The organism is Sphingobium sp. MP9-4, assembly GCF_005281675.1.
Classification (GTDB): domain Bacteria; phylum Pseudomonadota; class Alphaproteobacteria; order Sphingomonadales; family Sphingomonadaceae; genus Sphingobium; species Sphingobium yanoikuyae.
On record NZ_LUFI01000023.1, the window covers coordinates 63,167 to 75,573 of the forward strand.

Sequence of the window (12,407 nt, forward strand, 5' to 3'; positions counted from 1 at the left end):
GCTCAGCGCGCGCCGTCGGGCCAGAGGATCACCCGCACCGTCTGGATCAGGATCAGCAGGTCCAGGAAGGGCGTGTAATTCTTGGCATAATAAAGATCATATTCAAGCTTATGGCGGGCATCCTCGATCGACGCGCCATAGGGATAGTTGATCTGCGCCCAGCCGGTGATGCCCGGCTTCACCATATGCCGTTCGGCATAATAGCGCAGATGCTGTTCCAGATCCTCGACGAACTGGCGCCGTTCCGGGCGCGGACCGACGAAACTCATCTCGCCCTTCAGCACGGTCCAGCTCTGCGGCAGTTCGTCGATGCGCAGCTTGCGCAGCCAATAGCCCAGGCGCGTGATCCGCGGATCATCCTTCTCCGCCCAGACTGCCTGGCCCTTGACCTCCGCATCCTGGCGCATGGTGCGCAGCTTCACGATCCAGAATTCCTGGCCATAGAGGCCAACGCGCTGCTGCCGGTAGAAAGCCGGGCCACGGCTGTCGAGCTTCACCAGCAAGGCGGCGAACAGGATGATCGGGCCGGTCAGCAGCAGCAGGATCGAACTGGCGATGATGTCGAAGATGCGCTTGGCGATGCTGGACAGGCGACGACCGGCGGAAAAGCCATCGGAAAAGATCAGCCAGCTGGGATTGACGCTGTCGAGATCGACGCGCCCGGTCTCGCGCTCCAGGAAGGTCGAGAGATCGTTGACGTGGACGCCGGTGGTCTTGATCCGCAGCAGGTCGGACATGGGGATGGCGTTGCGCCGTTCCTCCAGCGCCAGCACGACTTCGCTGGCGTTCAGACGCACCACATAATCGGACATGTTGTAGATGGCGGTGCGGTTGATCGCCTCCTCCACCACCTGGTCGCCGTCATTCATGGCGATATAGCCGACCACCAGGAAACCGGCGCCGCGCTTCTGTTCCAGGTCGCGGATGCGGTTGGCCCGCCGGCCGGCCCCCAGCACGACAAGGCGGCGCTTGAACGCCTCGCCGCCGAGCAGCGAACCCAGCAGCATCCGCGCCAGCAGCAGCAGCCCCATCGCCAGCCCCATCGCGTAGAGCGAGTTGGAGCGCCACAGGGTGATGCCGGGCAGCAGGAAATACATGACCGAGAGGAAGATGACGCCGAGCGAGATGGCGACGAGCAGGCGGGCGAAGGCGAAGCGGATCGATTGCAGTGCTTCGGGGCTGTAGACGCCCACCGCGATCATGCCGGTCTGGATGGCGAAGGCGAAGCTCAGCAGCGGGCCGATGCGGGTCGCGATCGGCTCGACATCCATGCCGATCTGATGCGCGCGCAGGATCCAGCCCGCTTCCGCCGCGCCGATCAGCAGCAGGAAATCGAGCAGGCCGAGCAGCAGCACCGCATGAGGGACATAATGTTTGAACAGCCTGATCATCGTATCGCGCTTCTTCCCGCAGCACCGCCCCTCCGGTCGGGAAGGGCCGCCAACTGGAGTCGGCCCAGCCTTACAACAAGCTGTAAGGAAATCCGACAGGGCTCAGACCCTGCCTGAAAATGACAAAGAAAATCTGAAGATGGCGCCAATGACTGTAAATGAAAGCGACACCAGGATGCGTCAGCGTCGCGAGACAACGGTGTCGTGTCAGTTGTTGTTGCGCAGTTTGTCGGCCGCATTGCGCGCAGCTTCACCCACGATCCGGGCACCATTATCGACCGAATCCGCCGCCTGGGTAATGGCGTCGGCGCGCCGATCTTCGCGGCTTTCGTTGGTGAGGTAGAAGAAGCCGATCGCCAGGATCAGGGCCAGCGCCACCAGCGCGAAGACGATACCGCCGCTGCCTTGCGGACGATCCGAGCGTCGCCCGGTCCGATCCTGTCGATGTTGCGGGTCGCTGCCCATGGCTTCCGTCCTTCCCATGGCCTTTCAACCGACAAGCCGGGCGGATCGTTCCCGATCACGCCGGGGCAAGTGCATCCCGCCCTCAATCCTCGACGGTCTTGCCACCCATGTCGTCATCGCCGTCGTCGTCGGCACCATGGTCGACCAGATTGTCGGAGATGCGACCCCGGCTCAGGCGATCGACATCGTCCATAATCTCGTCCAGCACCGCCGTGTCGGTCGTTTCCTGCGTCCGGCGCGAGGGCAACGCGCCCTCCTCCAATATCTGCTCGAGCGCGGCGCGACCGCGGGCCACGCGGCTCTTGATCGTACCGACCGCAACGCCGCAGATCTCCGCAGCTTCCTCATAGGCGAAGCCACCCGCGCCAACCAGGATCAGTGCCTCGCGCTGGGGCTGGGGCAATTGCAGCAAGGCGCGCTGCATGTCGCTGAGTTCGACATGCTTGTCCTGCCCCGCAGGCGCGGCAAGCAGCCGGTCGGCGGTCAGGTCGTCCCAGTCGCCGCGGAAACGCGAGCGGCGCATCTGCGAGAGATAATGGTTGCGCAGGATGATGAAGGTCCAGGCGCGCATGTTGGTGCCGGCCTGGAAGCGGGCACGGGCGGCCCAGGCCTTGAGCAGGGTTTCCTGGACAAGATCGTCGGCGGTGTCGCGATTGCCCGACAGGGAGCGCCCGAAGGCGCGCAGATGCGGAATGACCGCGGCCAGTTCCCGCTTGAACTCGCCGTCCGACAGTGCCTCGCGCGGCGCCTGGTTCAGCCCTTCATCCACGGCAGCAACCCCCGTTTCGACTGTCGCCCTCGCTGCATGAACCGAAGTCGTCAAAGCCATATATGCATCCGCACCCTAGTTCGATTACCGCCAAAGGCCAATTCCCAAGATACCCCTAGAAACGCCCATTTTTTCCACTGCCTTACCGCCAGAGAACCAGCAGCATCACGATCACGGCCAGTGCGAGCGAAATGCCCAGCACATAGCGAACGACGTGCGGCGTGGCGCCGCCCCGTGCGTCCTGCGTCGAGATATGCTGCTCCTCGTCGGCCATCGGCCCTCTCCGAATCGTTACGCATATTTAACGCGTTAAAGCCGGGAGGGTTCCGCCGACCGTCACAAAGGATCGGCCGGCGGGAAGACAGGTCAGGCCGGAGCGGTCGCTTCGTCGAAGAAAAGCGCCTGCGAGATCGCGGCCTTGACCGTCGAGCGCTGGAACGGCTTGGTGATGAGGAAGGTCGGCTCGGGCCGTTCGCCGGTCAGCAGCCGTTCGGGGAAAGCAGTGATGAAGATCACCGGCACCGAGAATTCGGCGAGAATGTCCTTCACCGCGTCGATGCCGCTCGAATCATCGGCCAACTGGATATCGGCCAGCACCAGGCCGGGCCGCTCCGCCAGCGCCTCGCGCACCGCATCCTCGCGGGTGACGGCGATGGCGGTCACGTCATGACCAAGGTCGCGCACGATCGTCTCGATATCCATCGCGATGATCGGCTCATCCTCGATGATCAGAACCTTGGCACGGGTCTGCGCTTCGATTTCCTCCAGCGCTTCCTCGACCAGGGCCTCGACATCGGCGGTGTCGAGACCGATCAGATAGCCGGCATCTTCCGTGGTGAAGCCTTCGAGCGCGGTCAACAGCAGCGCCTGACGCGGCAGCGGGGTCAGCCGGGCCAGGCGGGCATGGGCGATCGCCTCCTGCCCGATCGAACCCGAGAAGCCGGGCTCGTCATCCAGATGCGAGGACGACCAGATCGCATGGAAGGTCTTGTAGAGGCCGAGGCGAGGATCGACACCGCTGGGAAACTCCTCCGGCGCGGCGACGATCGCTTCCAGCGTGGCGCGGACATAGGCATCGCCATGAGTCTGGCTGCCCGTCAGCGCGCGCGCATAGCGCCGCAAGAAAGGAAGATGGGGGTGCAGTTGCTGTCCAAGCGACATCGGTAAGTCTTCTCCCTGCCCTGTCGGGCCTGTTGTCCGAAACATCGGCTCCACCGGAGGATGGGATGACGATGCCGCGCTGGCAAGCCCCTCTCCCCCTGCCGCCGAATGACCGACGGTGCAAAAAATGCTTCGAATGCCGGAACCATCGACACCAAGATTTGTTTCACTCTCGTTCGGTTTTTTCGACGGTAACGGCTTTTTGGTGAAATTTGCCCAGCTTGGTGAATTGACGCCGCTATGCGTTGCGGCGAAATAGCGGACAGGCTGGCGTCACGGATTTAGCTTCAAAGGGGCTGATTTTGGTTTCTTCAACAACGGAACGGGACAGGATGGGAGGGGATATTGACGTCGGCACGACCATCCGCGACCGCGACATGAAGACTGCGCCCGAACCACGCAAGCGCCGCGCGGCCGCGAAAAAGGACGAGGCCCAGGTGTCCCAGGTGCTCAAGTCCGTCTATCAGCGCACGGTCGACGAAGATATTCCCGCCGAAATGCTGGACCTGCTCAGCAAACTGGACTGATCAACGCTGGTCGGGGCGGCATTTCTCTGCCGCCCAGACAAGGACCCTCTCGATCCCCCATGACCATGTTCGGCGTCTATCTCCGGTCCACCGGCGTCAAGATGTTCCTCATCCTGACGCTCGCGCTGCTGCCGCTGGGGCTGATCGCGCTGGTGGCGTCGCTGCAGGCGATCCGCACCGCTGACCTGGAGAAGGAGGCGCTGCTGCGTGTCGCCGTGACGCAGAGCGCGCGCAAGCTGACCGCAGATCTGAACGCTGATCGCACCGCGCTGGGCCTGACCGTCAACGCGCTGGCCGATGGCAAGGCGGACGGCGAAATCTGCAACCGCCTCTCCTTCTTCCTCACCGCGCAGGACCGGAACGGCATCCGATTCTATATCTATGACCGATCGGGCAAGAAGCTGTGCGGATCGGCCACGCCGGAACCGGCCGGCATTCCGCCCGCGCGCCGCTTCATCGGCCCGCGCGTCGAACTGCTGTCGTCCGGCGACTTTCTGCTCTCGCGCACCCACAGCCATGACAACCGCGTCGCGGCGCTGGCCTATTATTCGCGGCCGCACCTCGAAAGCGTCGCCGATCCGGCCACCGCGCTGCAGAACCGGCAACTGAGCCTGCGCCAGGGCGAGCGGCAGATGATCGTCAGCCGCCCCGGCAGCCGGATCGACGGTCATAGCAGCAGCCTGTCTGCCCGGCTCGACCCGCCCGACATATTGCTGACCATGACGGTGCGCGAGCCGCCCGCGACGATCGCCCGGCTGCTGTCGCTGTTCCTGCCGCTGGTGATGTGGTTCGCGGCCGCGGCGATCGGCTGGTTCGTGGTCAATCGGCTGCTGATCCGCCCGCTGGTATTGTTGCGGCGCCAGGTTGCCGCCTATCAGCCCGGCGAAGTGCTGGAGCCGCTGCGGCGCATCCGCACCCCCGCGCACGAGATCAGCGACCTGGGCGACACATTCCGCGAGATCAGTGAGGATGTCGCCACCCATGAGGCGGAAATGGCCGCCGCGCTCGACACCCAGCGCAAGCTGACGCGCGAGGTGCATCATCGGGTCAAGAACAACCTGCAGATCATCGCCAGCCTGATCAGCCTGCACGCCCGGTCGGCGCATGAGCCCGAAGCGGTGTCGGCCTATGGGTCGATCCAGCGCCGGGTCGACGCCCTGTCGGTCGTCCATCGCAACCATTTTGCCGAGTTGGAGGAAAATCGCGGCGTCGGCGTGCGTCCGCTGATCAGCGAATTGTCCGCCAGCCTGCGCGGCACTGCCCCGCATGAGGCGCGCCGTTTCGGTATCCAGATCGACAGCGACGATGATCTGCACATCAGCCAGGATGTCGCCGTTCCGGTCGCCTTCCTGGTGACCGAACTGGTCGAACTGGCGATGCTGTCCGATCCGCGCGCAACGATGCGGATTTCGGTGCATCTGGAGGCCGATCGCAACGACCGCGCCCTGTTGCAGATGGCGTCGCCCGCGCTGTGCGCCGGGCCGGAAATGACTTTATTGCTGAACGAACGCTATGGCCGGGTGCTGACCGGCCTGTCGCGCCAGCTCCGCTCCCCGCTCGATCATGATGCCGAAGCGGGCCGCTACAGCATCGCGATCAGCGTCATTCCCTGAAAAAGCGTCAGACCCGCTGATAGTCGCGGCGGAAATCGGCCGTGAAGGTCGACAATGTGCCCGCCGCAATATTGTCGCGCAGGCCCTGCATCAGTTCCTGATAGAAGTGGATATTATGCTGGGTCATCAGCATCGCGCCCAGCATCTCGCCCGACTTCACCAGATGATGGAGATAGGCGCGGCTCCAGGTCGCGCAGACCGGACAGCCGCAGCGCGGATCGAGCGGGCCCAGATCCTCGTTGAACTTGGCGTTGCGGATGTTGAGCGGGCCGGCCCAGGTAAAGGCCTGGCCATTGCGGCCCGACCGGGTCGGCAACACGCAGTCGAACATGTCGATGCCGCGCTCCACTGCACCGACGATGTCGTCGGGCTTGCCCACGCCCATCAGGTAGCGCGGCTTGTCCTGCGGCAGCATGTCGGGCGCGAAGTCGAGCGTGGCGAACATCGCCTCCTGCCCCTCGCCCACTGCAAGGCCACCCACGGCATAGCCGTCAAAGCCGATCTCGATCAGCTTTTCCGCTGAAATCTTGCGCAGCCCTTCGTTGAGCGAGCCCTGCTGGATACCGAACAGCGCCGCACGCTCGGCATGGTCGCCGCCCGCATCGAAGCCGTCGCGCGAGCGCTTGGCCCAGCGCATCGACCGCTCCATCGACTTGGCAGCTTCATCATGGGTGCAGCCATTCTTGGTACATTCGTCAAACGCCATGACGATGTCGCTGTCGAGCAGCCGCTGGATCTCCATCGAGCGCTCGGGGCTGAGCATATGCTTGGAGCCATCGAGATGGCTGGAGAAGGCGACCCCCTCCTCGCTCATCTTTGTAAGGGCGCTGAGGCTCATCACCTGATAGCCGCCGCTGTCGGTCAGGATCGGCCGGTCCCAGCCCATGAAGCCGTGCAGTCCGCCCAGTCGCGCCATGCGTTCGGCGCCGGGGCGCAGCATCAGATGATAGGTATTGCCCAGGATGATGTCGGCGCCGGTGGCGCGCACTTCGGCCGGGCGCATCGCCTTGACGGTGGCGGCGGTGCCGACCGGCATGAAGGCCGGCGTGCGGATCTCGCCGCGGCGCATCTGGATCGCGCCGGTGCGGGCCTTGCCGTCGGTGGCGGCGATCGAGAAGGAAAAGCGGGGCTTGGTCATCGCCGCGCTCTAGGAGCGAACGCCCGCGCGCACAAGAGCAGCGCGGTCGGAGCGCCGTTTCAGCCGGCCCGGCGGACGCCGTCGAACAGGGTCATCGCGTCGATGTCGAACCCCTCGACCCGGCGATAGCGGCCGATGAAGCGCAGACAATCGGTGGACAGGCGCAAGGTCCAGGGCTGGCCCTGCGCATCCTGTAGCGTGAGTGTCACATTCTTGCGGGCCGGAAGGCGATGCATGTCCATGCGACCGCCCTAATTAACAATGGTTAACAAAGGGCTGAGCAGACGGGCTGAAAAGGGGAAACGAAAATTTCTGTTGCGATATCGCAACAACAATCTCCATTTCGGCGCATTTACCGCGCTTTCCGGGCAACAGTTGCGGATAAAAATGGTTAATGATCTGTCAACTATTTGTCCCGCACTGCATCATAAGCGCCGACCGTCGAAGGTTCAGATTCAAGAGAAAAATGGGGCGCACATGATTGATTCAGGACGCTTTAGTGCAGCTGACGAGCGCGCGACCGAGGTCGAAGCGGCATTCGAGATCGAAAGCTTTGGCGAGGATGCCGTAACGTCATCTCCCGCCCCTTCCCAACTGTTCGACCTGGGCCAGATCGACGTGCAGTGGGAGGCCGAATCCGAAACGCTCTGGGCGTTCATGACGCCGGCCAATCGACCCAATTTCAGCATGACCATGCTGCGCGACGTCCGCTACTGGTATGCCGAGACCAAGCGGCTGTTCGATGTCGGCCAGTTGCCGGTCAAATATATGGTCGCGGGTTCCCGCTTCCCCGGCGTGTTCAACCTGGGCGGCGACCTCGAACTGTTCGCCGGCTGCATCGAGCGCGGCGACCTGCCCGGCCTGGTCCAATATGGCCATGCCTGCATCGACGTCGTCCATCGCACCTGGCGCAATGGCGACATGCCGGTGGTGTCGATCGCGCTGGCGCAGGGCGATGCGCTGGGCGGCGGGTTCGAGGCGCTGCTCTGTTTCGACGTGGTGATCGCCGAGCGCAGCGCCCGTTTCGGCCTGCCCGAAATGCTGTTCGGCCTGTTCCCCGGCATGGGTGCCTATTCGATCCTGTCGCGCAAGCTGGGCCGGCTGGCGGCCGAGCGCATGATCCTGTCGGGCAAGGTCTTCACCGCGGAGGAGATGTTCGACATGGGCATCGTCCATACGCTGGTCGAGGATGGCGAGGGGGAAGCGGCTGTGCGTGATTTCGTCGCCCGCAATCGCCCGCACCATGCCGGCCATGTCGGCGTCTATGAAGCCGGGCGCCGGGTCGATCCGCTGCACCATGACGAACTGAAGGATATTGTCGAGAATTGGGCCGCTTCGGCGCTCAAGACCGACCTCAAGGATATCCGCATGATGCGCCGGCTGGCGTCGGCCCAGACGCGGCTGACCAAATAAGGATCAGGCCAGGCGGCGCTGGCGGATCAGCGCCGCCATGTCATGGACATCGGCCCTGTTGCGGTTGAGCAGGGCCTGCAACTCGCCGATCGGGACCGGCCGGCTGAGGACGAAGCCCTGGACGTTGGTGAAGCCGGTTTCGCGGGCGTAGCGCAACTGTTCCTCGGTCTCGATCCCCTCGGCCACCGTCTCCACCTCCAGCGCGCGCGCCAGATAGGCGACGGACTGGGCGATGGCGCGGTCGCGGGGATTTTCGCCGACGCCGCGCATGAAGCTCTGATCGACCTTGATGGTGTCGAACTCATGGGTGCGCAGCGCGCCCAGCGAGGAATAGCCGGTGCCGAAATCGTCGAGCGCGAGGCGCAAGCCGATACGGCGCAATTCGCTGAGGATCAGATGGGTGCGGCGGTCATCTTCCAGGAAGATGGATTCGGTGACTTCCAGCTCCAGCCGGCGCGCCTTGAGCCCCGACTGGAGCAAAGCGGAGATGACTGCGCGCGGCAGGCCGTCGGTCTTGATGAGCGCGGGCGAGATATTGACCGCGACCCGGATATCCTCGTCCCAGCCCATCGCGTCGCGGCACGCCTGGGCCAGTGCCCAGTTGGTCATTGGCTCGATCAGGGCCGAGCTTTCGGCGATCGGGATGAACTCGGCGGGGGAAATCCAGCCCAGTTCGGGATGCTGCCAGCGCATCAGCGCCTCGCAGATGGTGATCCGGCCAGTCTCGGTATCGAAGATCGGCTGATAATGAAGTTGCAGCTCGCCATTGGCGAGCGCGCTACGCAGCCCGGTCTCCAGCTCATAGGTGCGGTTCTGCCGCTCCTTCATGGTCCAGTCGAACTGGGCATGGCGGTTTCGCCCGGCATGTTTGGCCTTGTAGAGCGCCAGATCGGCATGCTGCAGCAGTTCGTCGCCATCGGCGCCATCTTCGGGCGCGACGGCAATACCCATCGAGGCGGAGATGGTCAGGTGATGGCCGCCAACTTCGAAATCGCCGGCCAGAATGCGGGTGATGTCGCCGGCGATCACTTCGGCCTGGATGCGGCTGACGCCGGGGCAGATCAGCACGAACTCGTCGCCGCCGAAACGCGCGACATGGCCGCGCCGGTCGAGCGCGCGGGTCAGCCGCTCGGCCACCTGGCACAGCAGCTGGTCGCCGACGATATGGCCCAGCGTGTCGTTGATTTCCTTGAACCGGTCGAGGTCCATCCACAGGACGGCGGTCTGATCCGCATCGGAAATGCGATTGTCGAACAGGTCGCGCAGCCGCATCTGCATCGCCATGCGGTTTTCCACCCCGGTCAGGCTGTCATAGCGGGCCAGCCGCTCGAACTTGATCGCAAGGTTGCTCTTCTCCTGCTTGCCCTGCATCGCTTCCAGCACGATGCGGTGCGTGGTCTTGGTGATTTCCGCCATGGCGAAGATCATCAGGAAGCAGAGCACGCCAAGGACGACATAGCCGACGCCACCAGCGATCAGCAGGCCGATGGAGGTCGGCAGCATGGTGAAGCAGGTCTGGCCGACCGCGACATGGACCCGGCCGGCATTGCGGCCGGAAATGCCGCCCGCATAGGAGGCGACCATGCCGACGGCCAGCACATGCAGGGTCGCATCCTGGCTGATCGTCAGGGTCGCGAGCGATTGAAGCCCGAGCAGCGCGGCATAGATCCAGGCGCCCATTTCATAGGCGATTCCCCAGATCGGACGCGCCGGACCATCCTGATGCGCCAGCGCACGCTGGAAATAGACGGCCGAAATGGAGCGACTGATTCCCACGATCAGGACCAGCGCGGCAATGATGTGCATGGTCAGGACATGGGCCTGCCAGGCGATCACGAGACTGAGCGAACCACCTGAAATCGCGCCGGAAAGCAGCGATGCCGGGGAGGCATAAAGCGCTTTGACGAGGCTGTCCTGCACCTCAGCATTCTGCTGGGTACGGGGCGCAAAGCGCGCGCGCAGGACTGCGCACAGATGGCGGACGAGGCGTGACACGTGCCAGCATAGTGGCGGATCAGCCTTGAGATTTGGTAAATCCGATGCCCACCAAAGCAGATCAATTCCGCTGCCCGATCAACAATATCCCCCTACCCCTCCCCGGCCAAGGCACCGTCATATGGGGCCGGAAACAGGCTGTAGGACAGCAGAAACGACGGGCATGAAAAAGGCCGGTGGATCGCTCCACCGGCCCCTTTCTTGTCGCGTGAGCGAGAACTTCGTTTCGGTCGCGACCGAATTAGAAGTCCATGCCGCCCATGCCGCCCATGCCACCCGGCATGGCGGGCATGGCGGGCTTGTCTTCGGGCAGTTCCGAAACCGCGGCTTCGGTGGTGATCAGCAGACCAGCAACCGAGGCAGCGTTCTGGAGCGCGGTGCGCACGACCTTGGTCGGGTCGATGACGCCGGCGGCAACCAGGTTTTCATAGGTGTCGGTCGACGCGTTGAAGCCGAACGAGGTGTCGGTCTGGTCGAGCAGCTTGCCCGAGACGACAGCACCGTCATGGCCGGCGTTGGCGGCGATCTGGCGAACCAGCGCCGTCAGCGACTTGCGAACGATGTCGATACCGCGGGTCTGGTCGTCATTGGCGCCAGCGACGCCTTCGAGAACCTTGGTCGCGTAGAGCAGCGCGGTGCCACCACCGGGGACGATGCCTTCTTCGACGGCAGCGCGGGTCGCGTGCAGGGCGTCGTCGACGCGATCCTTGCGCTCCTTCACTTCGACTTCGGTCGCACCGCCAACCTTGATGACGGCAACGCCGCCAGCCAGCTTGGCCAGGCGTTCCTGCAGCTTTTCACGGTCATAGTCCGAAGTGGTGACTTCGATCTGCGCACGGATCTGCTCGGTACGGCCCTTGATCGAGTCGGCATCACCGGCGCCATCGACGATGGTGGTGTTGTCCTTGTCGATGGTGACGCGCTTGGCGGTGCCCAGCATGCCCAGGGTGACGTTTTCGAGCTTGATGCCCAGGTCTTCCGAGATCACTTCGCCCTTGGTCAGGACGGCGATGTCTTCCAGCATGGCCTTGCGGCGGTCGCCGAAGCCCGGTGCCTTGACCGCAGCAACCTTCAGGCCGCCGCGCAGCTTGTTGACGACCAGGGTCGCCAGCGCTTCGCCTTCGATGTCTTCGGCGATGATGAGGAGCGGACGGCCCGACTGAACCACGGCTTCCAGGATCGGCAGGATCGACTGCAGATTCGAGAGCTTCTTCTCGTGGATCAGGATGTAGGGATCAGCCAGCTCGACGGCCATCTTTTCCGGGTTGGTGATGAAGTAGGGCGACAGGTAGCCGCGGTCGAACTGCATGCCTTCGACAACGTCCAGCTCGAAGTCGAGACCCTTGGCCTCTTCCACGGTGATGACGCCTTCCTTGCCGACCTTTTCCATGGCTTCGGCGATCTTCTCGCCGACTTCCTTGTCGCCATTGGCCGAGATGATGCCGACCTGGGCCACTTCGGCCGAACCGGCAACCGGCTTCGAGCGCGACTGGATGTCCTCGACAACCTTGGCGACGGCGAGATCGATGCCGCGCTTCAGGTCCATCGGGTTCATGCCGGCGGCAACCGACTTCATGCCTTCGCGCACGATGGCCTGGGCCAGGACGGTCGCGGTGGTGGTGCCGTCACCGGCGATGTCGTTGGTCTTCGAAGCGACTTCGCGGACCATCTGGGCGCCCATATTCTCGAACTTGTCCTTCAGTTCGATTTCCTTGGCGACGCTGACGCCGTCCTTGGTGATGCGGGGGGCGCCGAAGCTCTTGTCGATGACGACGTTGCGGCCCTTCGGGCCCAGGGTCACCTTGACCGCGTCGGCCAGGATGTCGACGCCGCGCAGGATGCGCTCACGAGCGTCACGCGAAAACTTTACGTCCTTCGCTGCCATGATCTAATTCCTTCGAAAAATGGGGAAAAATGGAAAACCGAAATTCGGGA

Annotated in this window: 12 protein-coding genes; 3 read left to right on the plus strand and 9 right to left on the minus strand. The window is 63.7% G+C overall.

Going from position 1 to position 12,407, the window contains the following annotated elements; genetic code table 11:
- Positions 1–2: 2 nt before the first annotated feature.
- From A0U87_RS06120 to A0U87_RS06135, 5 genes are all read right to left on the minus strand, one after another.
- Positions 3–1,391 (minus strand): TIGR03013 family XrtA/PEP-CTERM system glycosyltransferase, encoded by a 1,389-nt coding sequence (locus tag A0U87_RS06120; protein WP_004211321.1) that lies wholly within the window; start codon positions 1,389–1,391, stop codon positions 3–5.
- Between the two features lie 207 nt (positions 1,392–1,598).
- The gene (locus A0U87_RS06125; RefSeq protein WP_004211319.1) at positions 1,599–1,856 is read right to left on the minus strand and encodes a hypothetical protein; all 258 of its coding nucleotides are present in this window, start codon (positions 1,854–1,856) and stop codon (positions 1,599–1,601) included.
- An 82-nt stretch (positions 1,857–1,938) separates the two neighbouring features.
- Positions 1,939–2,625 (minus strand): sigma-70 family RNA polymerase sigma factor, encoded by a 687-nt coding sequence (locus A0U87_RS06130; protein ID WP_048939435.1) that lies wholly within the window; start codon positions 2,623–2,625, stop codon positions 1,939–1,941.
- Positions 2,626–2,767: 142 nt separating this feature from the next.
- Positions 2,768–2,899 carry a hypothetical protein gene (locus A0U87_RS27000; protein ID WP_004211316.1) on the minus strand — a complete coding sequence of 44 codons (132 nt, stop codon included), beginning with the start codon at positions 2,897–2,899 and terminating at the stop codon, positions 2,768–2,770.
- 92 nt (positions 2,900–2,991) lie between these two features.
- Complete coding sequence (locus A0U87_RS06135) at positions 2,992–3,786, minus strand: response regulator (RefSeq protein ID WP_004211315.1); 795 nt, start codon at positions 3,784–3,786, stop codon at positions 2,992–2,994.
- A gap of 332 nt (positions 3,787–4,118) precedes the next feature.
- Between A0U87_RS06135 and A0U87_RS06140 the strand changes: the two genes are divergently transcribed.
- Together A0U87_RS06140 and A0U87_RS06145 are read left to right on the plus strand one after the other, a co-directional pair.
- A complete protein-coding gene (locus A0U87_RS06140) occupies positions 4,119–4,313 on the plus strand; it encodes a NepR family anti-sigma factor (protein ID WP_037511289.1) in 195 nt (64 codons plus the stop codon).
- Between the two features lie 59 nt (positions 4,314–4,372).
- Positions 4,373–5,926 (plus strand): sensor histidine kinase, encoded by a 1,554-nt coding sequence (locus A0U87_RS06145; protein WP_037517808.1) that lies wholly within the window; start codon positions 4,373–4,375, stop codon positions 5,924–5,926.
- A gap of 7 nt (positions 5,927–5,933) precedes the next feature.
- On the opposite strand, the gene tgt is transcribed toward A0U87_RS06145, so the two are convergent.
- Together tgt and A0U87_RS06155 are read right to left on the minus strand one after the other, a co-directional pair.
- Positions 5,934–7,064, minus strand: coding sequence for a tRNA guanosine(34) transglycosylase Tgt (gene tgt, locus A0U87_RS06150; protein ID WP_048939436.1), 1,131 nt, complete (start codon positions 7,062–7,064; stop codon positions 5,934–5,936).
- 59 nt (positions 7,065–7,123) lie between these two features.
- Positions 7,124–7,306: a hypothetical protein gene (locus A0U87_RS06155; protein ID WP_004211308.1), complete on the minus strand. Its 183-nt coding sequence runs from the start codon at positions 7,304–7,306 to the stop codon at positions 7,124–7,126.
- A gap of 235 nt (positions 7,307–7,541) precedes the next feature.
- On the opposite strand from A0U87_RS06155, the gene A0U87_RS06160 reads away from it, so the two are divergent.
- Positions 7,542–8,477 (plus strand): crotonase/enoyl-CoA hydratase family protein, encoded by a 936-nt coding sequence (locus tag A0U87_RS06160; protein WP_048939437.1) that lies wholly within the window; start codon positions 7,542–7,544, stop codon positions 8,475–8,477.
- A gap of 3 nt (positions 8,478–8,480) precedes the next feature.
- On the opposite strand, the gene A0U87_RS06165 is transcribed toward A0U87_RS06160, so the two are convergent.
- Both A0U87_RS06165 and groL read right to left on the minus strand, forming a co-directional pair.
- Positions 8,481–10,472 carry an EAL domain-containing protein gene (locus A0U87_RS06165; protein ID WP_037517799.1) on the minus strand — a complete coding sequence of 664 codons (1,992 nt, stop codon included), beginning with the start codon at positions 10,470–10,472 and terminating at the stop codon, positions 8,481–8,483.
- Positions 10,473–10,713: 241 nt separating this feature from the next.
- The gene (gene groL / locus A0U87_RS06170; RefSeq protein ID WP_004211302.1) at positions 10,714–12,357 is read right to left on the minus strand and encodes a chaperonin GroEL; all 1,644 of its coding nucleotides are present in this window, start codon (positions 12,355–12,357) and stop codon (positions 10,714–10,716) included.
- Positions 12,358–12,407: the final 50 nt, after the last annotated feature.

Bases quoted from the DNA above. Each gene is read 5' to 3' on its own strand.
- A0U87_RS06145 (WP_037517808.1), top strand. From the start codon at position 4,373: ATGACCATGTTCGGCGTCTATCTCCGGTCCACCGGCGTCAAGATGTTC.
- groL (WP_004211302.1), bottom strand. From the start codon at position 12,357: ATGGCAGCGAAGGACGTAAAGTTTTCGCGTGACGCTCGTGAGCGCATC.
- A0U87_RS06160 (WP_048939437.1), top strand. From the start codon at position 7,542: ATGATTGATTCAGGACGCTTTAGTGCAGCTGACGAGCGCGCGACCGAG.
- tgt (WP_048939436.1), bottom strand. From the start codon at position 7,064: ATGACCAAGCCCCGCTTTTCCTTCTCGATCGCCGCCACCGACGGCAAG.
- A0U87_RS06135 (WP_004211315.1), bottom strand. From the start codon at position 3,786: ATGTCGCTTGGACAGCAACTGCACCCCCATCTTCCTTTCTTGCGGCGC.
- A0U87_RS06155 (WP_004211308.1), bottom strand. From the start codon at position 7,306: ATGGACATGCATCGCCTTCCGGCCCGCAAGAATGTGACACTCACGCTA.
- A0U87_RS06125 (WP_004211319.1), bottom strand. From the start codon at position 1,856: ATGGGCAGCGACCCGCAACATCGACAGGATCGGACCGGGCGACGCTCG.
- A0U87_RS06140 (WP_037511289.1), top strand. From the start codon at position 4,119: ATGGGAGGGGATATTGACGTCGGCACGACCATCCGCGACCGCGACATG.
- A0U87_RS06120 (WP_004211321.1), bottom strand. From the start codon at position 1,391: ATGATCAGGCTGTTCAAACATTATGTCCCTCATGCGGTGCTGCTGCTC.
- A0U87_RS27000 (WP_004211316.1), bottom strand. From the start codon at position 2,899: ATGGCCGACGAGGAGCAGCATATCTCGACGCAGGACGCACGGGGCGGC.